At 64.1% G+C, this 25,927-nt stretch carries 17 protein-coding genes; 11 read left to right on the top strand and 6 right to left on the bottom strand.

Translation table 11 applies throughout. From position 1 onward, the window contains the following. The first annotated feature begins 28 nt into the window (after positions 1 to 28). Both QJT78_RS02435 and QJT78_RS02430 read left to right on the top strand, forming a co-directional pair. Positions 29 to 247, top strand: a complete 219-nt coding sequence (locus tag QJT78_RS02435) for a hypothetical protein (RefSeq protein WP_028147049.1) — start codon at positions 29 to 31, stop codon at positions 245 to 247. Between the two features lie 2 nt (positions 248 to 249). Then, positions 250 to 690, top strand: a complete 441-nt coding sequence (locus tag QJT78_RS02430) for a DUF1801 domain-containing protein (protein ID WP_028147050.1) — start codon at positions 250 to 252, stop codon at positions 688 to 690. 231 nt (positions 691 to 921) lie between these two features. Here QJT78_RS02430 and QJT78_RS02425 read toward each other — a convergent pair whose 3' ends face one another. From QJT78_RS02425 to QJT78_RS02410, 4 genes are all read right to left on the bottom strand, one after another. Then, positions 922 to 2,457 (bottom strand): SpoVR family protein, encoded by a 1,536-nt coding sequence (locus QJT78_RS02425; protein ID WP_028147051.1) that lies wholly within the window; start codon positions 2,455 to 2,457, stop codon positions 922 to 924. Beyond that, the gene (locus tag QJT78_RS02420; RefSeq protein ID WP_028147052.1) at positions 2,454 to 3,731 is read right to left on the bottom strand and encodes a YeaH/YhbH family protein; all 1,278 of its coding nucleotides are present in this window, start codon (positions 3,729 to 3,731) and stop codon (positions 2,454 to 2,456) included. Before QJT78_RS02420 ends, QJT78_RS02425 begins: the two co-directional genes overlap by 4 nt. A 28-nt stretch (positions 3,732 to 3,759) precedes the next feature. Next, positions 3,760 to 5,703: a PrkA family serine protein kinase gene (locus QJT78_RS02415; RefSeq protein ID WP_028147053.1), complete on the bottom strand. Its 1,944-nt coding sequence runs from the start codon at positions 5,701 to 5,703 to the stop codon at positions 3,760 to 3,762. 299 nt (positions 5,704 to 6,002) lie between these two features. After that, positions 6,003 to 6,665 carry an STM3941 family protein gene (locus tag QJT78_RS02410; protein WP_028147054.1) on the bottom strand — a complete coding sequence of 221 codons (663 nt, stop codon included), beginning with the start codon at positions 6,663 to 6,665 and terminating at the stop codon, positions 6,003 to 6,005. 302 nt (positions 6,666 to 6,967) lie between these two features. On the opposite strand from QJT78_RS02410, the gene QJT78_RS02405 reads away from it, so the two are divergent. Genes QJT78_RS02405 through QJT78_RS02380 form a run of 6 tightly spaced genes read left to right on the top strand, consistent with a single transcriptional unit; the run spans position 6,968 to position 14,484 of the window. Next, positions 6,968 to 9,817 (top strand): bifunctional transaldolase/phosoglucose isomerase, encoded by a 2,850-nt coding sequence (locus tag QJT78_RS02405; protein WP_028147055.1) that lies wholly within the window; start codon positions 6,968 to 6,970, stop codon positions 9,815 to 9,817. A 12-nt stretch (positions 9,818 to 9,829) separates the two neighbouring features. Beyond that, positions 9,830 to 10,828 carry a phosphogluconate dehydrogenase (NAD(+)-dependent, decarboxylating) gene (gene gnd, locus QJT78_RS02400; protein ID WP_028147056.1) on the top strand — a complete coding sequence of 333 codons (999 nt, stop codon included), beginning with the start codon at positions 9,830 to 9,832 and terminating at the stop codon, positions 10,826 to 10,828. A gap of 40 nt (positions 10,829 to 10,868) precedes the next feature. Continuing rightward, the gene (gene zwf / locus QJT78_RS02395) at positions 10,869 to 12,380 is read left to right on the top strand and encodes a glucose-6-phosphate dehydrogenase (protein ID WP_028147057.1); all 1,512 of its coding nucleotides are present in this window, start codon (positions 10,869 to 10,871) and stop codon (positions 12,378 to 12,380) included. Then, positions 12,380 to 13,129 carry a 6-phosphogluconolactonase gene (pgl, locus tag QJT78_RS02390; protein WP_028147058.1) on the top strand — a complete coding sequence of 250 codons (750 nt, stop codon included), beginning with the start codon at positions 12,380 to 12,382 and terminating at the stop codon, positions 13,127 to 13,129. Before zwf ends, pgl begins: the two co-directional genes overlap by 1 nt. Next, positions 13,116 to 13,646 (top strand): gluconokinase, encoded by a 531-nt coding sequence (locus QJT78_RS02385; protein WP_014492792.1) that lies wholly within the window; start codon positions 13,116 to 13,118, stop codon positions 13,644 to 13,646. Before pgl ends, QJT78_RS02385 begins: the two co-directional genes overlap by 14 nt. A gap of 25 nt (positions 13,647 to 13,671) precedes the next feature. Then, positions 13,672 to 14,484: a Cof-type HAD-IIB family hydrolase gene (locus QJT78_RS02380; protein ID WP_028147059.1), complete on the top strand. Its 813-nt coding sequence runs from the start codon at positions 13,672 to 13,674 to the stop codon at positions 14,482 to 14,484. A gap of 56 nt (positions 14,485 to 14,540) precedes the next feature. Here the strand turns inward: QJT78_RS02380 and QJT78_RS02375 are convergent, their stop codons facing one another. Together QJT78_RS02375 and malQ are read right to left on the bottom strand one after the other, a co-directional pair. Next, a complete protein-coding gene (locus tag QJT78_RS02375; protein ID WP_028147060.1) occupies positions 14,541 to 16,343 on the bottom strand; it encodes a glycoside hydrolase family 15 protein in 1,803 nt (600 codons plus the stop codon). A gap of 30 nt (positions 16,344 to 16,373) precedes the next feature. Continuing rightward, positions 16,374 to 18,335 carry a 4-alpha-glucanotransferase gene (malQ, locus tag QJT78_RS02370; RefSeq protein ID WP_038941838.1) on the bottom strand — a complete coding sequence of 654 codons (1,962 nt, stop codon included), beginning with the start codon at positions 18,333 to 18,335 and terminating at the stop codon, positions 16,374 to 16,376. A 204-nt stretch (positions 18,336 to 18,539) separates the two neighbouring features. Here malQ and QJT78_RS02365 point away from each other — a divergent pair, with 204 nt between their 5' ends. Genes QJT78_RS02365 through glgB form a run of 3 tightly spaced genes read left to right on the top strand, consistent with a single transcriptional unit; the run spans position 18,540 to position 25,927 of the window. After that, positions 18,540 to 20,486, top strand: coding sequence for a maltotransferase domain-containing protein (locus tag QJT78_RS02365; protein ID WP_028147062.1), 1,947 nt, complete (start codon positions 18,540 to 18,542; stop codon positions 20,484 to 20,486). A 10-nt stretch (positions 20,487 to 20,496) separates the two neighbouring features. After that, positions 20,497 to 23,787: a maltose alpha-D-glucosyltransferase gene (gene treS, locus QJT78_RS02360; protein WP_028147063.1), complete on the top strand. Its 3,291-nt coding sequence runs from the start codon at positions 20,497 to 20,499 to the stop codon at positions 23,785 to 23,787. Next, positions 23,780 to 25,927, top strand: coding sequence for a 1,4-alpha-glucan branching protein GlgB (gene glgB / locus QJT78_RS02355; protein ID WP_028147064.1), 2,148 nt, complete (start codon positions 23,780 to 23,782; stop codon positions 25,925 to 25,927). Before treS ends, glgB begins: the two co-directional genes overlap by 8 nt.

Genomic DNA, 25,927 nt, shown 5'->3' with positions numbered 1-25,927 from the left:
TATTCGATCATCTCAAGAGGAGGTTTCATTGACCGGGAATATGTGGGTTCGACAAATCCACCGCTGGCTGTCCATCGCTTTCACGCTCGCCGTGATCGCGAACATTGTTGCCCTGACGCTGCAAGTCCAGGCCACGTGGATCGGGCTGCTGGCATTCGTCCCGCTGATTCCGTTGCTCGCAACCGGGCTCTACATGTTCGCGCTGCCCTATGTCGGCCGCCGCAGCGACACGCGGCAAGAGGCGTGATCATGAGGAAGGCTGTGACCGCGAAGACAAGCAGCGCGACCAAGACGGACGGCGCTTCGCCTTCCAAGCTGATCGACGGCAGGATCAAGGAGCTCGGCGACTGGCGCGGCGAGATGCTGGGGCGGATTCGCGGCCTGATCAAGGAGGCCGATCCTGAGGTCGTCGAGGAATGGAAATGGCGCGGCGTTCCCGTGTGGGAGCACGACGGCATCATCTGCACCGGCGAGACCTACAAGGCCGTCGTAAAGCTGACCTTTGCCAAGGGCGCAGCGCTGGACGACCCGGCCGGCCTGTTCAATTCGAGCCTCGACGGAAACGTGCGCCGCGCGATCGACATTCGCGAAGGCGAAAAAATCAACGAGAAGGCGTTGAAGGCACTCATTCGCGCGGCGGTGGAATTGAATGGGTCCAAGAAGAAGCCGGCGAAGAAGCGATCGGCTTAGACCACATCAAGTCGATGCAAATTCTTGGTGACGGCCGGAGCAAGCGCCTCGTCCTTCGAGACGACCGCTCCGCGGTCTCCTCAGGATGAGGCTAAGCAGAATCGCTGTCTGTCGACATAGCTCCCGCGCACTCCGTCCTCATCCTGAGGGCCCGCCAAAGGCGGGCGTCTCGAAGGATGGGCCGCGGGCGAGCTATCCGCCACGTCGATGTTCCAGCAGCTGCCAGCCGCCTCAGGCCGCCGCCGGGATCGGACGCGGGCTTACGACATATTCGCGCAGGACCTTGTCGTTGGCGTCGACCTCGATCAGTGAGACGTCGTAAGTCCAGAGATCGGCGAGGTGCTGGAGCACGCGCTTGGCGTCGGTCTCGTTGAGCTGCGAGCCCTTGATGACGTGGTGATGCAGGATCAGCCGGCGGTCGCCGGAGAGATCGACGTCGACCACTTCGATATTGGCGTCGATGAAGCCGACATCATGCTGCCGCGCCAGCTCGCGCCGCACCCGGCGGAAGCCGCGATCGTCGTGGATGGCATCGACCCGGATGCCGGCGCGCTCCTCGGGATCGTCGTGCAGGTGGAACATGCGGAAGTGCCGCATCAGCTTCGGGCTCAGGAACTGCGCGATGAAGCTTTCATCGCGGTAGTTGGCCCAGACGTCGCGCAGCACGCCCATCACGTCGTTCTTGCCGGCAATGTCGGGGAACCACTCGCGGTCCTCGTCCTCCGGCCGGGTGACGATGCGCTCGATGTCCTGCATCACGGCAAAGCCGAGCGCATAGGGATTGAAGCCGGAGAAGCGCGGATCGTCGAATTCGGGCTGGAACACCACGTTGGTGTGCGACTGCAGGAATTCGAGGAAGTTGCCGTCGCTGATGCGGCCTTGCTGATGCAGTTTGGTCATGATGCGATAGTGGACGTAGGTCGCCGTCCCCTCGTTCATCACCTTGGTCTGGCTCTGCGGATAGAAATATTGCGCGATGTGGCGGACGATGCGCAAAAGCTCGCGTTGCCAGGGCGCCAACCGCGGCGCGCTCTTCTCCAGGAAGTAGAGCAGGTTCTCCTGCGGCAGGCCGAGCAGCTTGCGGCGGCGTTCGATGCTGAGCGCGGAGCGGGTCTTCGACGCCCCCTTCGGCACGGTGCGCCAGAGGTCGTTGAAGACCTCCTCCTCGTGCTGACGGCGGCGCCCTGCCCGCTTCTCCTCGGCGCGCAGATCCAGCTTCTTCTTGCCGGGATAGCGGTCGATGCCGTGCGACATCAGCGCATGCGCGGCATCCAGGGTGCGCTCGACCTCGACGCGGCCGTAGCGCTCCTCGCAGGTCATCACATAGTTCTTGGCAAAGTCGAGATAGTCCAGAATGCCGTCGGCGTCGGTCCACTGCTTGAACAGATAGTTGTTCTTGAAGAAGTGGTTGTGACCGAAGGCGGCGTGGGCGATCACCAGCGTCTGCATCGTCGCCGTGTTCTCCTCCATCAGATAGGAGATGCAGGGCGAGGAGTTGATCACGATCTCATAGGCAAGCCCCATCAGGCCCTTGCGGTACGAGGCCTCGTGGAACGCGAAGTGCTTGCCGAACGACCAGTGCTTGTAGAACAGCGGCATGCCGACCGACGAGTAGGCATCCAGCATCTGCTCGGCGGTGATGACCTCGATCTGGTTCGGATAGACGTCGAGCCCGAGATCCTTCGTCGCCACCTCCTCGCAGGCATCGGTGATGCGCTGCAAGGTGTGGAAATCCCAATCGGCGCCTTCGAACAAGCGTTCCGTCATGGAGCGGCTTTCTCCTGGGAAGTTTCGCGGCGCTGGAACAGATCGTGGAACACCGGGAAGATCTCGCTGCGCTCGCTGACCTTGCGCATCGAGAGCGGTGCGCCGCTGTTGCGCAGGCGGTCGTAGAGGGTCCAGAGGGAGGAGTCGGAGAGATCGAAGGCGCTGCCGCCGGACTCCCCGACCTCGAGATAGGCAAAGAACTGGCAGACCGGCAGGATCTTGTCGGTCAGCAGCATGCTCGTGAGCTCGCCGTCGGAATAGGAGTTGTCGCCGTCGGAGGCCTGCGCGGCGTAGATGTTCCAGTCCGCCGGGTTGAAGCGCTCGCGCACGATCTCATGCATGGCGTGGAGCGCGCTCGAGACCAGCGTGCCGCCCGAGGCCGGACCGTAGAAGAAGGTCTGCTCGTCCACCTCCTCGGCGCGGTCGGTGTGGCGGATGAAGACGATCTCGACATGCTTGTAGCGCCGCTTCAGGAACACGTAGAGCAGCATGTAGAAGCGCTTGGCGAGATCCTTCATGTGCTCGGACATCGAGCCGGAGACGTCCATCAGGCAGAACATCACCGCCTGCGCGACCGGCCGCGGCACCTTCTCGTAGCGGCGGTAGCGGATATCGAGCGGATCGACGAAGGGAATGCGCTTGGTCCTCGCCTTCAGCTTTTCGAGCTCGGCGAGCAGCAGCACACGCTCGTCCTCGTCGGTGCATGCCGCGATCGCGGCTTCCAGCTGCTCGATCTCCTCCTTGCGGGGACGCTTGAGCGCGATGCGGCGCGCCAGCGCGAGCTTCACCGTCCGGCTGACCGAGATGTTGGCGGGCGAGCCGGACGTGGTGTAGCCGGCGCGCTGGATGCCCTCGCTCTCGGTCTGCGCGATCCTGCGCTTGGCAAGATCCGGCAGCTCGAGGTCGTCGAGGAACAGATCCACGAACTCGTCGCGGGAGAGGACGAAGCGGAACGCGTCCTCGCTGTCGCCTTCGCCGGGACCGGAATCCTTGGCGCTGCCCTGGCCGGATCGCTGGAGGTAGTCGCCCTCGATGAACTTCTTGTTCCCGGGCAACACCATGTCGCGCGTTCCGCCTTCACGGCGGAAACGCGGCTCGTGCATGCCGTCGAGCGGTATCGTGACCTCACCACCCTCCAGGACGTCCTTGATGTCGCGTTCCTGCGAGGTCTTCTTGACGGCGCCCTGCACCAGGGATTTGGCCCGACGCAAGAACCGCTGCCGGTTCTCAAGACTCTTGCCGCCTGGATTCAGGCGCCTGTCAATAATGTGAATGGGCACTTTTCCATCCGCTCCATCCGCCTCAACCGGCCTGCTTCACACGCATGTACCATTCGACGAGCCGGCGAACCTGACGCTCGGTGTAGCCACGCTCCACCATGCGTGCGACGAACTCGCCGTGCTTCTTCTCCGTCTCGCCGTCCTTCTTCGACCCGAAGGAGATAACCGGAAGCAGGTCCTCGACCTGGGAGAATATCCGCTTTTCGATCACGTCGCGAATCTTCTCGTAGGAGATCCAGGTCGGATTCTTGCCGCTGTTCTGGGCCCGCGACCGTAACGAGAATTTGACCACCTCGTTGCGGAAGTCCTTCGGGTTGGCGATGCCCGCCGGCTTCTCGATTTTGGTCAGTTCCTGGTTCAAAAGCTCGCGATCGAGCAGCTGGCCGGTGTCGGCATCCTTGAAGTCCTGATCCTCGATCCAGGCATCGGCGTAGTCGACGTAGCGGTCGAACAGATTCTGGCCGTAATCCGAGTAGGATTCGAGATAGGCCTTCTGGATCTCGTTGCCGATGAACTCGGCGTAGCGCGGCGCCAATTCCGCCTTGATAAATTCGAGATAGCGCTTCTCGACTTCCTCCGGGAGTTGCTCGCGGCGGATCGACTGCTCCAGCGCGTACATCAGATGCACGGCGTCGGCGGCGACTTCCTGCGGATCGTGGTTGAAGGTCGCAGCCAGGATCTTGAAGGCGAAGCGGGTGGAGACGCCGTCCATGCCTTCGTCGACGCCGGCGGCATCGCGATATTCCTGGACGCTCCGTGCCTTCGGATCGGATTCCTTCAGGCTCTCGCCGTCATAGACCCGCAGCTTGCCGAACAGCGTGGAGTTCTCGTGCTTGCGCAGGCGCGACATCACCGAGAACCGCGCCAGCGTTTCCAGGGTCGAGGGTGCGCACGGCGCGGCCGCCAGCTCCGAGCCCTGGATCAGCTTCTCGTAGATCTTCTGCTCTTCGGTGACCCGGAGGCAGTACGGCACCTTGATCACGCAGATGCGGTCGATGAAGGCCTCGTTGTTCTTGTTGGCCTTGAAGCTCGACCACTCGGCTTCGTTCGAGTGCGCGAGGATCACGCCGGTGAAGGGAATTGCGCCGATATTCTCCGTGCCGATGTAGTTGTTTTCCTGCGTCGCGGTCAGCAACGGGTGCAGCATCTTGATCGGCGCCTTGAACATCTCGACGAATTCAAGGATGCCCTGGTTGGCGCGATTGAGGCCGCCCGAATAGCTGTAGGCGTCGGGATCGTTCTGCGCGTAGGTCTCGAGCTTGCGGATATCGACCTTGCCGACCAGCGAGGAGATGTCCTGGTTGTTCTCGTCACCAGGCTCGGTCTTGGAGACCGCGATCTGGCGCAGCCGCGACGGCTGGATTTTTGCGACTCTGAACTGAGAAATGTCGCCGCCGAAGGCTTCCAGCCGCTTGTAGCACCACGGGCTCATCAGGCCGGTGAGGCGACGGCGCGGAATGCCGTATTTCTCTTCCAGCATCGGTCCGAGATGATCGGGATCAAACAGGCTGAGCGGGCTTTCAAACACCGGGCTCAATTCATCGCCGGCTTTGAGCACGTAGATCGGCTGCACTTCCATCAGCGACTTGAGCCGCTCGGCGAGCGAGGATTTGCCGCCGCCCACGGGGCCGAGCAGATAGAGGATCTGCTTGCGCTCTTCGAGCCCCTGCGCCGCGTGGCGGAAGAAACCGACGATGCGCTCGATGGTTTCTTCCATGCCGTAGAAGCCGGCGAAGGCCGGATAGGTCCGGATGGTGCGGTTCAAAAAAATACGGCCAAGGCGCGGGTCCTTGGCCGTGTCAATCGTCTGGGGCTCACCGATGGCTGCTAGCAGTCGCTCGGCCGCGTTCGCGTATTTCATGGGATCGCTTCGACACGATTCCAGATATTCCGCCATCGACATGTCGTGTTGGCTTCTCGCCTCGAACGACTTAGCGAAAGCGTTGAATAGAGAATCGTTATACATGATCCCTCTCCGCGTGAGTTCCGCCACAAGCTGAAACGAAAGCAGTTACCGGACCGTTCCTCAGGCCATTTCGAATCAGCGTGAGCACATGACGATCATTGGACACCCTGGTGCCGACACGACGCAACGCACAACGTAGGCACTCGTTGAGTTACGAACAGGCACATGCCTGTAATTTGTGCGAATCTGTATCTATCTTCGCTCATTTCCAGAAAATGTCACTTGGTCGCAACATCCGGGCATTACCGGGGATGAGCCCATCCGGCACTGCAACATGGAGCGATCTGCGAGCGGCAATCTTATGACGCTTGTACGGCGAAGCCTTGCGTGCCGCGTTCATCTTCCTGCTGCAATGCGGTGCGCGCGGCGCTCGCAGCATGACAATCGCGGCAAGCGCGCAGCAGTGTATCAAAATCGGTCGCCAAACCCTCGGAGCGGATGACAATCCGTTCATTCTGCCGTTCATTCTGCGCGCGGGGCGCCAAGGTGCTGATGGCGCAGAGCTGCCGCTGCAAGGCCGGCGTCAGCGTCAGCACGATCGCCTTGTGGCCGCGGCCTTCCTCAGCCGAAATCTCCGCAATCGAGTCCCACAGCAGAAATTCGTTGCCGATGCGGAGGTCGCGGATGCCATAGGGGGTGACGATCACCACCGGTCCCCGCTCGGCGGGCAGCAGCCAGATCAGCCGGCCGGTCACCAGGCCGAACAGCACGACGCCGGCATAGCCGACCGTCGTATCGTAGTCGCCCAGACCGTCCCACCAGTCGAAGGCAAGGGTCGCACTGAACAGGGTCATTGCGAAACCCGCCGCGACCAGCAGCCGCAGCTGGGTCGTACATGGACTGATTTCGAGATCGTGGGCCGCATCGATGCATACGGCCGGCGCGACCGATTGCGGGCTGTCAGCAACAGCGAGCGTCAGGCGGTCATGATGTGGTTGCATGCTTTTCCCCAGCATGGCCATTCGCGGCCGAGCGACGATCTATCAGGCGGACCGTAATCCGCTGATGACACTCCACGCAGACTGGCTGACGAGACGAAGCGGCTACGTTGCGTAACGAGCCCCTGGCCACTGCCCCGGCCGACGACTTTTTACGCAACACGGCCACTTCCGCCTGGATCGCCATGATCGCGACGGAGTTACACTGGAGGGTATACGCCTATCCCCTTGATTGGTTCCCTCCCGGGAGCATGTAGGCTAGAGGATAGCGCGTCAGGACCGGTGCGGAAACCCCTCGCCCGCAGGCTTGGAGATAAATAAACATCATGAATCCCGTCAAAGAACTGGAAAAGCACGGACAAGCCGTCTGGCTGGACTTCCTGGCCCGCGGCTTCATCGCCAAGGGCGACCTGAAGCGGCTGATCGACACCGACGGCGTCAAGGGCGTCACCTCCAACCCGTCGATCTTCGAGAAGGCGATCGGCAGTTCGGACGAGTATGACGCCCCAATCGGCAAGGCGCTGAAGCGCGGCGACCGGACCGTAGCCGACCTGTTCGAGGCCGTCGCGATCGAGGACATCCAGAACGCCGCGGACGTGCTCCGCCCGGTCTATGACCGCCTGAGGGCCGGCGACGGCTATGTCAGCCTGGAAGTTTCACCCTATCTGGCAATGGACACCGCCGGCACGGTCGCCGAGGCGCGGCGGCTCTGGAAGGACGTCGACCGCAAGAACCTGATGGTGAAGGTGCCGGCGACGCCGGAGGGCCTGCCGGCGATCGAGACGCTGATCGGCGACGGCATCAGCATCAACATCACGCTGTTGTTCGCCAGGGACGTTTACCTCCAGGTCGCCGAGGCCTATCTCGCCGGTCTGGAAAAATACGTCGCCGGCGGCGGTGATCCCTCGCACGTGGCGAGCGTCGCTAGCTTCTTCGTCAGCCGCATCGACTCCGTCGTCGACAAGCAGCTCGACGAGAAGATCGCCCGCGCCAACGATCCATCCGAGAAGGAGCGGCTCGCCGCGCTGAAGGGCAAGGTCGCGATCGCCAACGCCAAGGTCGCCTACCAGGATTACAAGCGCCTGTTTTCCGGCCCGCGCTGGGACAAGCTCGCTGCCAAGGGCGCCAAGCCGCAGCGGATGCTGTGGGCCTCCACCGGCACCAAGAACAAGGATTACAGCGACGTCCTCTATGTCGAGGAGCTGATCGGTCCCGACACCATCAATACCGTGCCGCCGGCGACGCTCGACGCGTTCCGCGACCACGGCAAGCCGCGCGACAGCCTTGAAGAGAACGTCGACGACGCCCGCCGCGTGCTGGAAGAACTGGAGCGCTCCGGCGTCTCGCTCGAGGCGATCACCGAGGAACTCGTCAAGGACGGCGTCAAGCAGTTCGCCGATGCCGCCGACAAGCTCTATGGCGCCGTCGCCCACAAGCGGGCAACCGTGCTCGGGCCCGCGATCGACCACCAGCTTCTCTCGCTCGGTGACGGCCTCGGCAAGGCGGTGGCCAAGAGCACCGAGGAATGGCGCGCCTCGGCAAAGATCCGCAGGCTGTGGCAGCGCGACAAGTCGGTCTGGACCGGCACCGACGAGGACAAGTGGCTCGGCTGGCTCGACAGCGCGGCGAAGGCCGACGTCGCCGACTACGAGGACTATGCGAGCCGCGTGAAGGGCCAAAAGTTCTCCGATGCCGTCGTGCTCGGCATGGGCGGATCGAGTCTTGGCCCCGAGGTGCTGGCCGAGACTTTTGCGCGGAAGTCCGGCTTCCCGAAATTGCACGTGCTGGATTCCACCGATCCGGCACAGGTCCGGGCCATGGAGGCCAGGATCGACATCGCCAACACCGTGTTCATCGTGTCCAGCAAATCCGGCGGGACCACCGAGCCGAACGCGATGAAGGATTATTTCCACGAACGCGTCGCACAGGCGGTCGGGCCGAAAGTGAAGACCGGCCACCGCTTCATCGCGGTGACCGATCCCGGCTCGTCGCTGGAGAAGGCGGCGAAGAGCCTCAACTACGCCCGCATCTTCCATGGGGAACCCTCGATCGGCGGCCGCTATTCGGTGCTCTCGCCGTTCGGCCTGGTGCCGGCGGCAACCGCGGGCATCGACGTCAAGACGCTGATCAAACACGCGCTCTCCATGGCCCGCTCCTGCGGACCCGACGTGCCGCCAGGTGAGAACCCGGGCGTCCAGCTCGGCCTTGCCATGGGCCTCGCCGGCCTCGAAGGGCGGGACAAGGTGACGATCCTGTCGTCGAAGAAGATCGCCGATTTCGGCGCCTGGGCCGAACAGCTGATCGCGGAATCGACCGGCAAGGAAGGCAAGGGCCTGATCCCGATCGCCGGCGAACCGCTCGGCGAGCCCGCGCTCTACGGCAACGACCGCTTCTTCATCGACATTCGCACCGAGGGCGAAGCGGACGCCGCGCATGACTCCAAGCTTGCCGCGGTCGAAGCCGCCGGCCATCCCGTCGCGCGCATCGTGATGAAATCGATCGACCATCTCGGCCAGGAGTTCTTCCGCTTCGAGATGGCGACGGCGGTCGCGGGAAGCATCCTCGGCATCAACCCGTTCGACCAGCCGGACGTGGAAGCGGCCAAGATCAAGACCCGCGAGCTCACCGCGTCGTTCGAGAAGACCGGTGCATTGCCGGCCGAACAGCCGGTGGTCAGCACCGACGAGGCCGATCTCTACACCGACGAGGCCAACGCCACGGCGCTGCGCGCCGCCGGCGCCAACGGCGACCTCACCTCGTGGCTGAAGGCTCATCTCTCGCGCTCGGGCCATGGCGACTATGTCGCCCTGCTCGGCTACATCGCGCGCGACAAGGCGACGATCGACGCACTCCAGGCGATGCGTCTCGAAGTGCGCGAGAAGCGTCACGTCGCGACCTGCGCCGAGTTCGGGCCGCGCTTCCTGCATTCGACCGGGCAGGCCTACAAGGGCGGGCCCGACAGCGGCGTGTTTCTGCAGATCACGGCCGACGATGCCAAGGACTTGTCGGTGCCGGGCCAGAAGGCGAGCTTCGGCGTGATCAAGGCCGCGCAGGCGCGCGGCGACTTCGACGTGCTCACCGAGCGCGGCCGGCGCGCGCTCCGGGTCCACCTCAAGGGCGGGCTCAAGAAAGGTCTCGCGGCGCTCAACGCCGCGCTTAACGATGCGCTGAACTAAGGGAATCTCTCGATGCAACTCGGCATGATCGGCCTCGGCCGGATGGGCGGCAACATCGTTCGCCGCCTGATGCGTCACGGTCATACGACCGTGGTCTACGACAAGGACGCCAAGGCCGTCGCGGGTCTCGCCGCAGACGGCGCACAGGGCTCGGCGACGCTGGAAGAGTTCGTCGCCAAGCTGGAGCGGCCGCGCACAGCCTGGGTGATGCTGCCGGCCGGCCACATCACCGAGACGACGATCAACACGATCGCGGGCGTGATGCAGGCCGGCGACGTCATCATCGACGGCGGCAACACGTTCTGGCAGGACGACGTCCGCCGCGGCAAGGCGCTGAAGGAGCGCGGCATCCATTATGTCGACGTCGGCACCTCAGGCGGCGTCTGGGGGCTCGACCGCGGCTATTGCATGATGATCGGCGGCGAGAAGCAGGTCGTCGACCGGCTCGATCCGATCTTCGCCGCGCTCGCGCCCGGCGCCGGCGACATTCCGCGCACGGAAGGACGTGAGGGGCGCGATCCCCGCATCGAGCAGGGCTACATCCATGCAGGCCCCGTGGGTGCCGGCCATTTCGTCAAGATGATCCACAACGGGATCGAATACGGCCTGATGCAGGCCTATGCCGAAGGTTTCGACATCCTCAAGAATGCCAACATCGAGGCCTTGCCGGCGGATCATCGCTACGATTTCGACCTTGCCGACATCGCCGAGGTGTGGCGGCGCGGCAGCGTCATCCCGTCCTGGCTGCTCGACCTCACCTCGACGGCGCTCGCCGACAGCCCTGCGCTTGCGGAATATTCCGGCTTCGTCGAGGATTCCGGCGAAGGCCGCTGGACCGTGAATGCCGCGATCGACGAGGCGGTGCCGGCCGAAGTTTTGACCGCGGCCCTCTACACACGTTTCCGTTCCCGCAAGGAACACACCTTCGCCGAAAAAATTCTCTCCGCGATGCGCGCGGGCTTCGGCGGCCACAAGGAGCCGAAGCAGCCGGGCGCTTCGAAGCCCAAATAAGAGCCGAAGTAACAAGTAACAGAGCGAAGGCCGATCATTCGTGACAAAAGACCCGCAGGCCAAGCGCAAGCCCGAAAATTGCGCCTTCGTCATCTTTGGCGCGACCGGTGACCTCACCCATCGGCTGGTGATGCCGTCGCTCTACAATCTCGCCGCCGAGCACCTGTTGCCGGAGAAGTTTTGCGTCGTCGGCGTGGCCCGCAACCGCCAGTCGGATGACGAGCTGCGCGACAGCCTGCTGAAGGGTCTGCGGCAATTCGCGACGCGGCCCGTGGACGACGACATTGCCCGGAAGCTGCTGGAATGCGTGACCTTCGTCGAGGCCGATCCGAAGGATCCTCCCTCCTTCAACCGCTTGCGCACGCATCTGGATTCGCTGGAATGCGCGCAGGACACCGGCGGCAACCGACTGTTCTATCTGGCAACGCCGCCTGCCGCGTTCGCGCCGACGGCGCGCGAGCTCGGCCGCACCGGCATGATGAAGGAGAACGGCGCCTGGCGACGTCTGGTGATCGAGAAGCCGTTCGGCACCGATCTCGCGTCAGCCAAGGCGCTGAATGCCGAGCTCCTGAAGATCATGGACGAGCACCAGATCTACCGGATCGATCATTATCTCGGCAAGGAGACGGTGCAGAACATCCTGGTGCTGCGCTTTGCCAACGGCATGTTCGAGCCGATCTGGAATCGCAACCATATCGATCACATCCAGATCACCGTGGAGGAGAAGCTCGGCGTCGGCCATCGCGGCGGCTTCTACGATGCCACCGGCGCACTGCGCGACATGGTGCCGAACCATCTGTTCCAGCTGATGTCGCTGGTCGCGATGGAGCCGCCGGCGCGGTTCGATGCGCATTCCGTGCGCTCCGAAAAGGCCGACGTGCTGACGTCGATCCAGGAGCCGACCCGGGAAGAGGCGCTGAAGAATTCGGTGCGCGCGCAATATCTCGCCGGCCGCATCGGCGACGACGCGATCACGGACTATCGCAAGACCGAGGACGTCAAGCCCGGCAGCACCACCGAGACCTTCGTCGCGCTGAAGCTGATGATCGACAATTGGCGCTGGGCCGGCGTGCCGTTCTATCTGCGCACCGGCAAGGCGCTCGGCCACAAGCGCACGGAAGTGGCGATCAAGTTCAAGCAGGCGCCGCTGTCGATGTTCTCAGGCACGGATGTCGACCGCCTGTCGCAGAACTTCCTCACCATCGGCATCGCGCCGACCGAAACCATCGAACTGCAGTTCAACGCCAAGATCCCGGGGCCGAGCATCACCATCGACGGCGTCGAGATGAAGTTCAAGTACGGCGACTATTTCCGCGCCGATCCCTCGACCGGCTACGAGACGCTGATCTACGACTGCATGATCGGCGACAACATCCTGTTCCAGCGCGCCGACGGCATCGAGGCCGGATGGCAGGCGGTGCAGCCGTTCCTGGACGCCTGGAAAAGTGAAGGCACCAACGGCATCGAAACCTACTCCGCCGGCAGCGACGGCCCGGCTTGCGCCGACGAACTGCTGAAGCGTGACGGACGAAGCTGGCGGAAGTTTACGTGATGGCAGCGGCCGACCAGCCGAAGCTGATCGTCGAGGCCGACGCCGAGGCGCTGGCGCAGGCCGCAGCCGAACGGGTGCTGGCGCGGATCGCCGCCAATCCCGGGCGGATCGCGATCTGCCTCACCGGCGGCTCCAGCCCGAAGAAGCTCTATCAATTGCTCGGCAGCGACGCGTATCGCGGCAAGGTCCCGTGGGACCGTGTGCACTGGTTCATCGGTGACGAGCGTTTCGTGCCTTCGAGCGACCCCCTCAACAATATGGCGGTCGCGCGCGCGACCTTTCTCGACCGCAATGCACCGTCCGGGCATATTCACCCGATCCCGACCACGGCTGAAAGCCCCGAAGCGGGTGCCGAGGCCTATGCGCGCGAGCTTCAGTCCTTCTACGGCGCCGAAAACCTCGATCCGGCACGGCCGCTGTTCGACATGGTCCTGATGGGCGCGGGCCCGGACGGCCACACCGCCTCGCTCTTCCCCGGCTACCCTGCGATCGAGGAGACCACACGCTGGGTGGTCGGCGTCCCCAAGGCCAATGTCGCACCTTTCGTGCCGCGGGTGTCGCTGACCCTGCCCGCCTTGGCTTCCTGCCGCGAAATGCTGTTCGAGATTGCCGGGCACGACAAGCAGCCGATCTTGACGCGCCTGCTCAATGGCGAGACTCTGCCGGCTGTACGCGCGCGCTCGAATGGTGAGACCGTCTGGCTGGTCGACCAGGCCGCGCTTCCGGAGGGAATTCGTGGCGGGCGTTGAAGCACCTTGTGCGTTGATCGTGATGGGCGTGTCGGGTTCAGGCAAGAGTACGGTTGCGGAGGCGCTCGGGCAGCGGCTCGGCTGGCGTTTCGAGGACGGCGACAGCTTTCACCCCGCCAGCAATGTCGAGAAGATGCGGGCCGGCCATCCTCTCACCGACGAGGACCGCTGGCCCTGGCTCAACGCCATTGCCGACGAGATCGCCCGGGTCTGCGACAAAGGCGAGCACGTGATCATCGCCTGCTCGGCGCTGAAGCACACCTATCGCGACGTGCTGCTGCGCGGACGCGACGACGTCCGCTTCGTCTTCCTGAGGGGCACCAGGGAGCTGATCGCCGCCCGCCTCGCGCAACGCAAGGGCCATTTCATGCCGCCCGAACTGCTGACGAGCCAATTCACGACGCTGGAGCCGCCCGAGGCTGGCGAGCACGTCGTCACCGTCTCGATCGACGAATCCGTCGAGGCGATCGTTGACGGGGTGGTACGGCAATTGAAGCTGAGCGGGGCGAAACGCTGAGGCCGACAAACCCTGAGGTCCTGCCATGACGAAAATCTCACTGGTCGTCTCCGACGTCGACGGCACGCTGCTGACCAAGGACAAGACGCTGACGGAGCGCGCACGGTCTGCGGTGCAGCGGCTGCACAAGGCCGGCATCGGCTTCACCATCACCTCCAGCCGCCCCGCGATCGGCATGCGGTTCCTGGTCGAGCCGCTGGCGCTCTGGCTTCCGATCGGCCCGTTCAACGGCTCCTCGATCGTCGATCCCGAGATGCATCCGGTCGAGCAGCACCTGATCCCGGCGAGCGCCGCCGAACGGTCCTTGCAGATCCTCCGGGAGTTCGGCGCCGACATCTGGCTCTTCACCACCGACAAATGGCTGATCGACAACCCTGATGGTAAATACGTCGCGCACGAGCAGCACACGATCCGCTCCGACCCCACCATCGTGACGGATTTCTCGCCGTACCTTGAGAGCGCCTGCAAGATCGTCGGCGCCAGCGCCGATGCGGCCGGCCTGGAGCGTTGCGAGAAGGCGATGCAGGAGGCGCTGGGCAGCGCGGCCACCGCGGTGCGCTCGCAGACCTATTATCTCGACATCACCCCGCCCGGGTTCGACAAGGGCACCTTCGTGCAGGCCATGGCCAAGCGCCTTGGGATTTCCACCGACGCGGTCGCCACCATCGGCGACATGCAGAACGACCTTGCGATGTTCCGCGTCAGCGGCACCTCGATCGCCATGGGCAATGCCACCGACAGCGTCAAGGACCAGGCCACCCACGTCACCGCGACCAACGAACAGGACGGTTTTGCGGAGGCGGTGGAGGTGATTTTGAAGCGGAACGGGGTGGGCTGAGCGCCTGGTAAGACGAGACTCGACTGGCGCCGCGACGGAGGTGCGTTCCCTCCCCCTTACTTCGACCGCTGAACCGCCGGCTTCTCGCTTTCCTGCCTCGCGGCCGACAGATTGTGCGCGGTGTTGATCAGCGCGATGTGGGTCAAGGCCTGCGGGAAATTGCCGGTCTGGCGCCGGGCGCCTGAATCATATTCTTCGGCCAGGAGGCCGACATCGTTCGCGATGCCGACCACGCGATCGAGCAAGGCTTGCGCCTTGTCGAGATCGCCCGCCAGCACATGCGCGTCGGCCAGCCACAGGCTGCACGCCAGGAACGCGCCCTCGATCGGCTGTTTCTCCTCGGATATCTCGCGCGGATCGTGCCGCAACACAAAGCCGTCGCGCATCATGTGTTTCTCGACGGCGGCGATGGTGCCCCGAATGCGCGGGTCCGATGGCGGCAGGAAGCCGACGGCCGGCAGCAGCAGCACGCTGGCATCGAGCAGCTTTGAACCATAGAAGTTGACGAAGGCATTCTCCTCCGCGTCAAATCCCTTGTTGCAGACATCGCGATGAATGGCTTCGCGCAGGGCACGCCAATGCAGGAGCGGCGCCTTGAAGCCAAAGGTCTCGGCGCTCTTGATGCCGCGGTCGAAGGCGACCCAGGTCATGACCTTGGAAAACACGTAGTGCTTCGGCTGTCCACGCAGCTCCCAGATGCCGTTGTCGGGATGGTCCCAGACCTCGGCGAGATGGTTGAGCACGGCGCATTCCAGCGCCCAGGTCGTCTCGTCGTCGAGCTTCAGCTTCGCCATGCGCGACTGGTGGAATGCGTCGATCAGCTCGCCGTAGACGTCGAGCTGGAGCTGCGCATGCGCGGCATTGCCGACCCGCACGGGCCGCGCGCCCTCGTAGCCGTCGAGCCAGCCCGCTTCCCATTCCAGCAGACGCCGCTGGCCCCAGATGCCGTACATGATCTGCATGTTCGCCGGCGAGCCTGCCGCCGCGCGCAGCAGCCAATTGTGCCAGGCCAACGCTTCCTCGGTGTAACCCGAGTTCATCAGCGCCAGCAGCGTGAAGGTCGCATCGCGCAGCCAGCAGAAGCGGTAATCCCAGTTCCTGGCGCCGCCGAGCTTTTCCGGCAACGAGGTGGTGGGCGCCGCGACGATGCCGCCGGTCGGGTCGAAGGTCAGCGCCTTCAGCGTGATCAGCGAGCGTACGATCAGATCGTGATATTCGCCGTCGCGGGTGCAGCGGCTGCACCATTCGTTCCAGAATTTCTCGGTCTCCTGGAAGGCGATCTCCGGATCGATCGGCGCGGGCGGATCGAGATGCGAGGGGCCGTAGGTCAGCACGAACGGCACCGTCTCACCGGCCTTCACGTCGAAGTCGGAGACCGTGGTCAGATCCTCGCCGCGCGTCTCCACCGGGGTGCGCAGCACCGTCATGTCCTGGCCGGCGACCGCCAGCAGCGAATGGTCGATGCGTCGCACCCAGGGAATGTCGACGCCGAATCCGAAGCGGATGACCAGCTCCATCCGCATCTTCACCGTGCCCGTGAGGCCGCGGACCAGCCGCACGATGTCGGAGGCCTTGCCGCGCGGCGGCATGAAGTCGATCAGCGCAACGGTGCCACTCCTGGTCTCGAAGCGCGTTTCGAGGATGAGCGTGTTGCCGAGGTAGCGGCGCGAGATACCGGTGATGTCTTCGCCCGGCGCGATCAGCCAGCGGCCGTTCTTGTGCGTGCCGAGGATCGCCGCAAAGCAGGCATCGGAATCGAAGGCCGGCCAGCACAGCCAGTCGATCGAGCCGTCGCGCCCGACCAGCGCTGCGGTCTCGCAATCGCCGATCAGCGCATAGTCCTCGATCCTCTGAGCCAATGTGTCACGAGCCCCGGAAAATCCGCCGTTTCAACTCCCGCCGGTCAACGAGCGTTCCCGCGTCGCCGCCTTCAAGGCCGTAACATCGACCTTGGCGGCGATCTTGTCGAGCGCCACCGGCAGGCGCTGGCGCCAGTTCGGATGCTCGTCGATCGTACCGGGAATGTTGGGCTGGTCAATCACGCCGAGCAGATCCTCCAGCGACACCGCCAGCAGACGCGACGGCGTCCGCGACAGGAAGGCGAGCACCGAATAGAGATCGTTGGCGTTGATGCCGTTCTGGCGCAGGATCTCGTCGAGCCTGCCGAGCGCATCCCAGCGCGCCTGGTCGTTCTCGCCGGGGTCGAGCCCGAGCGAGCGCTTCATCTTGAGATCGCTGAAGGAGCGCCAGCCGGCATACGTGCACAGATCATGCGTGTTCAGCGTGACCAGCGCATTGGGCCGGTAATGGTCGGCATTACGGAAACGGCCGGCATCGTCGCGCTCGAACATCATGACGAGGTAGGACCAGATGCCGAAATCCTGCATGGTCTCGCGGAAACCTTCCGGCACGGTGCCGAGGTCCTCGCCGATCACGATGCATTTGTGCGCCGCGCTCTCGCGCACCACAGCGCCGAGCAACGCCTCGAACGGCATCTGCACGTAGGCGCCGTTGTCCGGCTTGAAGCCGCGCGGCACCAGATACAGCCGCTTCAAGCCCAGCACGTGATCTAGCCGGATCGCGCCGGCATGGCGCATCGAGGCGGCCAGCATGTCGGCGAACGGCACGAAGGATTGCGCCTCCAGACCACCGGCATTGAAGCCGGCAAGGCCCCAATCCTGTCCGACGGTGTTGAGCACGTCGGGCGGCGCGCCGACGGCGAGATGGCGCGAAATCGCCATCTGCTCGTTCCAGGCGTCGAAGCCGTTGGACTGCACGCCGACGGCGACGTCGAGATAGAGCCCGACGCGCATGCCGAGCTGGCCGGCCAATTCCTTGGCGGCATGCAATTGGCTATCGGCCGTCCATTGCACGAATTCGACGAACTCGACCTCGCGCTTGTCGGGACCGTTGCGGAGCTCGGCGCATTTGGCTTCATCCGGCTGCTGCCACTCTTGCGGCCATTCCCACCATGGCGCGGTGAAGCGATGCCGCAGCACCTCGAAGCAGGCAAAGCGGGACAACAGCGGCGCGCGGTCCGCGCGGAAGACGTCGAATTCCTTGCGGCGCGTCTCGCTCGCGCTCGTCACGAAACTGTTGTAGACGGCGCGCAGGCCGAGCCATTTCAGCGCCGCCATGTCCGCATAGGGCACACGATCGCCTTCGCGCAGCCGCGCGGCTGTCGCAGCCGCGTCGGGGACGAGGTCGGCGGAAAATTCCGGGATCGCCTCGACGTCGATATAGAGCGGGTTGAGAAACAGCCGGCTGTTCGGCGAATAGGGGCTACAATCGGCAGGGTGGTTGTCGAACAGGACATGCAGCGGATTGAGCCCGACGCCATCGGCGCCGAGCTGCCTGGCGAGGCGGACGAGATCGGCGAGGTCGGTGAAATCGCCAATGCCCCAATTGCGGTCCGAGCGGACGCTGTAGAGCTGCACGGCAAGCAGCCAGCCACGGGCGAAATCGCCGCCGAAGGCGCGTTCGGGCGCCACGATCATCGGCACCTCTTCCGCAACGCCCTCGGCATCGGTCAGCGTCAACCGGTGATAACCGAGCGGCAGGTCGGCGGGCCAGGCGATCACGGGCTCGCGAGTCTCGCCTTGCGCGATCACATTGCCGTTTGCGCGTAATGTCCATTGCAGCGGCGGCGCGCCGATTGTCGTCAATTCGGTGCGCGGATGTCCCAGGGCGCGCACCACCACGGGTCCGCCGACGAAGCGGTAAATCCGCTTCTCCGGCAGGGCCTCGAGGATGGATTTGAGGGCCACGGGATCGGTGACCCGCAGCTTTCCGAGGGCATCGACGAATTCGGACTGAACGCCCTTGATCCGGGCTTGAGCTAAAAGATCCATTCGGCACGCAGCTTGCAGGCCGTCATCCGGCCGGGGGCAGGGAATTTAACGAGGTCGTGGAAGAGGTTAGTCAGGGGTAACTCGCATACCGTGCCTGCCGTTCCCGAGGGAACCAATGACACACAAGCGGCTTTCTATATTGGTATCAAGCGTAGGTTCCCGACAAGGGAAACGGGCTCCTGCTTTCTTGTCAATGGCATCACCGTGAACAAGACAATTCAAACTGTCGAGAGTGCCGCAGCCGGCGGCGCTTTCCTCATCGAAGATATCTATCCCTCGATCGACAGCGGCCGTTTCGCCGTGAAGCGGATTGCCGGCGAACGGGTCGACGTCTGGGGCGACATTTATCGCGACGGCAGCGCGGTGATCGGTGCCGCGCTGATCTGGCGAGGAGAGCAGGACCGGGAATGGCGGAGCGAGCCGATGATCCATCACGGCAATGACCGCTGGTCCGGCGCGTTCACCCCCGTCGAGCCCGGCCAATATGTCTATGCGATCGAAGCGTGGACCGACGAGTTCGCTACCTGGTCGCACGGGGTCGAGCGCAAGCGGCGCACCGGCGCAGACGTCAGCCTCGACGCGATCGAGGGCGCCGGCCTCCTGACCAAGGCGCATGGCGCCCGGCAGGACGCCGCGGCGGTCATCGTGAAGCAATGCGAGGATTATCTTCAGACCGGCGATGTCGGCTCGCTGCTCGCAGCCGATCTCGGCGCGGCCATGGCTGAGAGTCAATCGCGGCCCGACCTGACCCGCTCGCAGAACTTCCCGCTGATCGTCGACCGCGACAAAGCGCGCTTCGGCGCCTGGTATCAGATGATGCCGCGCAGCCAGAGCCAGAGTCCCGGCCGGCATGGCACGCTCCGCGACTGCATCGCGCGCGTGCCTGATATCGCCGCGATGGGCTTTGACGTGCTCTACTTCACGCCCATCCACCCCATTGGCCGCACCCGCCGCAAGGGCCGCAACAATGCGCCGGTAGCGACCGAAGGCGATCCCGGCTCGCCCTATGCGATCGGCACGGCCGAGGGCGGGCACGATGCACTGCATCCCGAGCTCGGCACGATCGAGGATTTTCGCGCGCTGGTCGCGACCTGTCTCGAATACGGCCTCGAGCTCGCGCTCGACTTCGCCGTGCAATGCTCGCCCGACCATCCCTGGCTGACGCAGCATCCGGAATGGTTCAAGTGGCGGCCGGACCGCTCGGTGCGGACGGCGAATGATCCCTATTCGGACATCGTCATCCCCGACTTCGCCTCCGTCGACAGGGCCGGGCTGTGGAACGCGTTTCGCGATGCCATGCTGTTCTGGATCGACCACGGCGTCACCATATTCGCCATCGACAATCACGACACCGCGCCGCTTCCGTTCTGGGAGTGGCTGATCAGCGACATCCGCCGCCGCCATCCCGAGGTGATCCTGTTCTCCAAGACCTTTGCGCGGCCGAAGCTGATGCAGGGCCTCGCCAAGCTCGGCTTTGCACAGTCCTTCAGCTATTTCCCCTGGCGCACGGCGAAATGGGAGCTGGAGCAATATCTGGGCGAGCTGACCCGCTATCCCGAGCGCGATTTCTACCGGGCGAACCTGTTCGTGAGCACGCCCGACCTGCTGCCCTATCATCTCCAGGGCGGCGAGCCCTGGGCGTTCAAGTCGCGCGTCGCGCTGGCCGCGACCCTGTCCGGCACTTATGGCATCTACAGCGGATTCGAGCTGCTGGAGCATGACGCGATTCCCGGCCGCGAAGAATATCTCGATTCCGAGAAATACCAGATCAAGCCGCGCGACTGGGACCGGCCCGGCAACATCAAGCCCTACATCGCCGCGCTCAATCGCATCCGCAACGATAACGCCGCACTTCAACAAATGGAGAATTTGCGCTTCCTCGGCGTCGAGGACGGCGAGACGATCGCCTTTGCCAAGGAGGCGGCCGATCCAGCCAACACCGTCGTCGCGGTCATCGCCCTCTCGCGCCATGTCCGCGAAGTCTGGCTGCCGCTCGGCGACCTCACCATCGACGCCGGCGGCGCACGCCGCCACGTCACCGCACTCGAAAATCTCATCACAGGCGAACTGTCCCGCATCGAATGGGGCGGGATCAGATTATATATCGATCCCGACCGCGACCCGGCGCTGCTGTTCCGCTGCCTGGCGTAAGGATCACGCCATGAATGTTTTGTCTTCCGTCGACACCCAAAAAGCCGAGGCAGCCGAGATCGTGGATGAACTCTGGTACAAGGACGCCATCATCTACCAGCTCCACGTCAAGGCGTTTGCCGACAGCAACCATGACGGCATCGGCGATTTCGCCGGACTGACCGAGAAGCTGCCCTATCTCCAGGAGCTCGGCGTCACCGCGCTGTGGCTGTTGCCGTTCTATCCATCGCCCGGACGCGACGACGGCTACGACATCGCCGACTACGGTTCGGTCAATCCCGATTTCGGGACGATGAAGGACTTCAAGCGCTTCATCCAGGAAGCGCAGAAGCGCGGCCTGCGCGTCATCACCGAGCTCGTCGTCAATCACACCTCCGACCAGCACAAATGGTTCAAGCGCGCGCGCCGCAGCCATCCGGGCTCGAGCGCCCGCAACTGGTATGTCTGGAGCGACACCGACCAGAAATACCAGGGCACGCGGATCATCTTCACCGACACCGAGAAGTCGAACTGGACCTGGGACCACGAGGCCGGGGCGTTCTACTGGCACCGCTTCTTCTCGCACCAGCCGGACCTCAATTTCGACAATCCGCGCGTGGTCAGCGCCCTGATCCAGGTGATGAAGCGCTGGCTGGATGCCGGCGTCGACGGATTCCGCCTCGACGCCATTCCCTATCTCTGCGAACGCGACGGCACCAACAACGAGAACCTCCCCGAGACGCATGCGATCATCAAGCGCCTGCGCCAGGAACTGGACTCCTACTCCAAGGGCAAGCTGCTGCTGGCCGAGGCCAATCAATGGCCGGAGGACGTGCAGGAATATTTCGGCCGCGGCGACGAGTGCCACATGGCCTACCACTTCCCGCTGATGCCGCGCATCTACATGGCGATCGCGCAGGAAGACCGCTTTCCGATCACCGACATTTTGCGCCAGACGCCGGACATTCCTGCGAGCTGCCAATGGGCGCTGTTCCTGCGCAACCATGACGAGCTGACGCTGGAGATGGTCACCGACGTCGAGCGCGACTATCTCTGGACCACCTACGCCAACGATCCCCGCGCCCGCATCAATGTCGGCATCCGCCGGCGCCTCGCGCCGCTGATGGACAACGACCGCCGCAAGATCGAGCTGATGAACTCGCTGCTGCTGTCCTTTCCCGGCACGCCGATCATCTATTACGGCGACGAGATCGGCATGGGCGACAACATCTATCTCGGCGACCGCAACGGCGTGCGCACGCCGATGCAGTGGAGCCCGGATCGCAATGGCGGCTTCTCCCGCTGCGATCCGGCCCGCCTCTATGCGCCGCTGATCATGGACCCCGTCTACGGCTACGAGTCGGTGAACGTGGAGGCGCAGTCGCGCAGCCTGTCCTCGCTGCTCAGCGCCACCAAGCGCCTGATCTCGGTGCGCAAATCGACCCTCGCCTTCGGCCGCGGCACCATGACCTTCATCCGCCCGGCCAACCGCGCCGTGCTGGCCTATGTCCGGCAGTACAACGACGAGGTGATCCTGTGCGTCGCCAACCTCTCGCGCGCAGCCCAGGCGACCGAGCTCGACCTGTCGCCGTGGAAGGACCGCATTCCGCAGGAGATGCTCGGACGCACGCGTTTTCCGCCGATCGGCGAGTTGCCCTACATGATCACGCTGGGGCCTTACGGCTTCTACTGGTTCCAGCTCACCGAGCGCAACAAGTCCGAGCCGGTGACTCCACGCGCGGTGCCTGAGTTCGAGACGCTGGTGGTGCCGGTCAATTCGACCTGGGTGTCGCTGGCGCGCGAGCGCGGCGTGTTCGAGCATGAGGTGCTGCCAGGCTTCCTGTCGCGCACGCGCTGGTATCCCGAGCAAGATCCCAAGCAGATCAAGCCGACGCTGACCTCGGCGGTGCCGTTCTGCGACATCGGCGACAACAGGCCCTGGATCGCGATCTTCGAAACCGCGCAACAGGATGCCACGGCGCGCTACGTGCTGCCGATGCAGATCGAATGGGTGCGCTTCGACCGCGAACGCTTCAACCCGAAGGCGCTCGCCGCCGTGCGTCAGGGCGCGCGCGAGGGTACGTTGCTCGACGTCGCGACCGAGCAGATCTTCATCGGCCTGTTCCTGCGCAATCTGTCGCAGAACCTGGTGGTGGAAGAGAACAATCTGCGCCTGGAGTTCAAGGCGACCAGCCGGTTCGCCGATTACATCATCAAGGAGCCCGAACGCATCCGCGCCATCGAGCAGTCGAACAGCACGGCGCTGGTCGACAACCAGTACGTCGCCAAGATCTATCGCCAGCTCGAAGGCGGCATCAATCCCGAGATCGAGATCGGCTCCTACCTCACCGACGTCACGCACTTTGCCAATACGCCGGCGCTGCTCGGCAGCGTCGAGCTGGTCGAAGGCGATAGAAGCAGCGCGGTCGGCGTGCTGCACGCCTATGTCGAGAACCAGGGCGACGGCTGGGCCGTCACCACGGGCTATCTCGACCGCTATATCGACGAGCAGCGGTTGGCGCCGATGAGCGAAGCGCCCCGAGAGACCCAGGAGCAAGCGCCTTATCTGCACTTCATGGCGCAGATCGGCCGGCGGCTCGCCGAGCTGCACGTGGCTCTCGCCGCCGCAAGGCCCGAAGATCTCGCGCCGGAGCCGATCGGCCCCGCGCAGGTCGAGCGCTGGGCATCCGAGCTCAAGGCACGGGCCGAGCGGATCTTCGAACGGCTGGCCGACAGCCGCGACGGCCTGCGGGAATCCGACCGGCCGCTGATCGATCAGCTCGTCGCGGTGCGTGCGACCCTGCCCGACCACCTCACTGCGCTCTTGCCATCCGACATCGGCGGGTTGAACATCCGTCATCATGGCGACTTCCGCCTCGGGCAAATTCTGATCGTGAAGGACGATATCTTCATCATCGACTTCGACGGCAATCCGCATCTCGCGCTGGCCGACAAGCGGCGCAAGGCACCGGCCGCACGCGACGTCGCCGGCCTGATCCGCTCGATCGAGCTTTCGGTTAACACAGCACTCAGCCGCGCGCTGACGGGCGCATCCGACGAGCAGGACCGGCTCGCGACCGCACTCGGCGAATGGCGCGAACGCGCCGCCGCGACATTCCTTAACGCTTACCGCGAAGCCATGACCGATCGCCGGCTGTGGCCGGAAGATCGGCAATCCGCAGAAGGCCTGTTAAGGTTTTTCCTGCTTGATCAAGCCTTCGACGAAGTAGAGTACGAGCTGTCCCACCGGCCTGAGGGGCTCCGTGCGCCGCTGACCGGACTGCTTCGCATTCTGTCCAATGAGAGCGAAGCCCATGCCTAAACTGCCAGCCGAGGCCTACGCGATCATCGAGGGCCGCCACTCCGACCCCTTCCACTATCTCGGATTGCATCCTGAGGGCGGCAAGAGCGTGGTGCGCGCGTTCCTCCCCGAGGCCACCAATGTCGAGGCGGTGGGCGAACATGGCGAGGTGGCGAAGCTCGATCGCGTCCACGATTCGGGCCTGTTCATCGGCGCCCTGCCGAACGGCTCGAAGCGCTATCAGCTCCGCGCCAGGTTCGGCGACAACATCGTCGAGTTCGAGGACGCCTATCGCTTCCCGCCGATCCTGACCGACTTCGATCTCTATCTGCTCGGCGAAGGCACCCATCAGCGCCTCTACGACAAGCTTGGCGCGCATCCGATGCGGCTCGAAGGCATCGACGGCATCGGCTTCGTCGTGCTGGCGCCGAATGCGCGGCGCGTGTCCGTGGTCGGCGATTTCAATTTTTGGGACGCGCGGCGGCATCCGATGCGGGTGCGCGGTGCCGGTTATTGGGAATTGTTCATCCCGCACGCCAAGGGCGGCGACCACTACAAGTTCGATATCATCGGGCCGCACGGACATCAGTTGCCGCTGAAGTCCGATCCCATGGCCTTTGCGAGCGAGGTGCGGCCGAAGACGGCTTCCATCGTGTTCGACGAGGCACATCTCGCGCGCCCGCGCCCGGCGCCGGATGGCATCAACGCGCTCTCGGCGCCGATGTCGATCTACGAGGTCCATCTCGGCTCCTGGCGGCGCAAGAACGGCGACGAATGGCTCACCTATCGCGAACTGGCCGAGCAGCTGCCGGCCTATGCCCGCGACATGGGCTTTACCCATCTCGAATTCCTGCCCGTCAGCGAGCATCCGTTCGACGGCTCCTGGGGCTATCAGCCGACCGGCCTCTATGCGCCGACCAGCCGCTTCGGCGGGCCCGAGGATTTTGCCGCGCTGGTCGATGCCTGCCATCGCGAGGGCGTCGGCGTGCTGCTCGACTGGGTGCCCGGCCATTTCCCCGACGATCCGCACGGGCTCGGCAGCTTTGACGGCACCTCGCTCTACGAGCACGCCAATCCGCTCCAGGGCCGCCACCTCGACTGGGGCACACTGATCTACAATTACGGCCGCACCGAAGTGACGAACTTCCTGGTGTCTAACGCGCTGTTCTGGCTCGAGCGTTACGCGATCGACGGCCTGCGCGTCGATGCGGTCGCCTCCATGCTCTATCTCGACTACAGCCGCCCGCCGGGCGCCTGGATTCCGAACCAGTATGGCGGCCGCGAGAACATCGAGGCGATTGCGTTCCTGCGCCGCTTCAACACCGAATTGTTCGCGCGCTTCCCGCAGGCAACCACGGCGGCCGAGGAATCCACCGCGTGGCCGCAGGTCTCGCGCCCGGTCGAATTCGGCGGGCTCGGCTTCGGCTACAAGTGGAACATGGGCTGGATGCACGATACGCTGAACTACATCAGCAAGGATCCGATCCACCGCAAGCATCATCACGGCGAGATCCTGTTCGGCCTGCACTACGCATTCTCGGAGAACTTCATCCTGCCGCTGTCGCATGACGAGGTCGTGCACGGCAAACGTTCGATCCTCGGCCGCATGCCCGGCGACGAATGGCAGCGCTTCGCGAATTTGCGCGCCTATTACAGCTTCATGTTCGGCCATCCCGGCAAGAAGCTGCTGTTCATGGGCGCGGAGATCGCGCAAAGCCGCGAATGGAATCACGACCAGTCGCTCGACTGGCATCTGCTCGAATACAAGTACCATTCCGGCATCCAGGCGCTGATCCGCGACCTCAACCGGCTCTATCGCGCGGTGCCGGCGCTGCACCAGATGGATTGCGAACAGGGCGGATTCGAATGGCTGATCACGGATGACGCCAACCGCAACGTGTTCGCCTGGCTGCGCAAGGGATTCGACGAGCACGCGCGGTGTCTCGTGATCATCAACTTCTCACCCAACGTCTATCGCAACTATCGCGTCCCCGTGCCCTTTGCCGGCAAGTGGAAAGAGGTGTTCAATTCGGACTCCGCCCATTACGGCGGCACCAATGTCGGAAACATCGGCGAGGTTCATGCTGCTGGCGGCAAGGCGCCCGAGCTTCGCCTGACCGTTCCGCCGCTCGCCGCGATCTTCCTCGTTCCGGAAAGCTGA

Source organism: Bradyrhizobium sp. Mp27 (assembly GCF_029953005.1).
In the GTDB taxonomy this organism is placed as follows: Bacteria; Pseudomonadota; Alphaproteobacteria; order Rhizobiales; family Xanthobacteraceae; genus Bradyrhizobium; species Bradyrhizobium barranii.
The sequence above is the reverse complement of the archived record's forward strand: the minus strand, read 5'-3'. Positions and strand labels throughout refer to the sequence as shown.

Excerpts from the sequence above, each read along its gene's own strand:
- pgl (WP_028147058.1), top strand. The coding sequence starts at position 12,380 with ATGGCAGCGGCCGACCAGCCGAAGCTGATCGTCGAGGCCGACGCCGAG.
- QJT78_RS02425 (WP_028147051.1), bottom strand. The coding sequence starts at position 2,457 with ATGACGGAACGCTTGTTCGAAGGCGCCGATTGGGATTTCCACACCTTG.
- QJT78_RS02380 (WP_028147059.1), top strand. The coding sequence starts at position 13,672 with ATGACGAAAATCTCACTGGTCGTCTCCGACGTCGACGGCACGCTGCTG.
- gnd (WP_028147056.1), top strand. The coding sequence starts at position 9,830 with ATGCAACTCGGCATGATCGGCCTCGGCCGGATGGGCGGCAACATCGTT.
- QJT78_RS02415 (WP_028147053.1), bottom strand. The coding sequence starts at position 5,703 with ATGTATAACGATTCTCTATTCAACGCTTTCGCTAAGTCGTTCGAGGCG.
- QJT78_RS02405 (WP_028147055.1), top strand. The coding sequence starts at position 6,968 with ATGAATCCCGTCAAAGAACTGGAAAAGCACGGACAAGCCGTCTGGCTG.
- QJT78_RS02410 (WP_028147054.1), bottom strand. The coding sequence starts at position 6,665 with ATGGCCATGCTGGGGAAAAGCATGCAACCACATCATGACCGCCTGACG.
- QJT78_RS02430 (WP_028147050.1), top strand. The coding sequence starts at position 250 with ATGAGGAAGGCTGTGACCGCGAAGACAAGCAGCGCGACCAAGACGGAC.
- malQ (WP_038941838.1), bottom strand. The coding sequence starts at position 18,335 with ATGGATCTTTTAGCTCAAGCCCGGATCAAGGGCGTTCAGTCCGAATTC.
- glgB (WP_028147064.1), top strand. The coding sequence starts at position 23,780 with ATGCCTAAACTGCCAGCCGAGGCCTACGCGATCATCGAGGGCCGCCAC.
- treS (WP_028147063.1), top strand. The coding sequence starts at position 20,497 with ATGAATGTTTTGTCTTCCGTCGACACCCAAAAAGCCGAGGCAGCCGAG.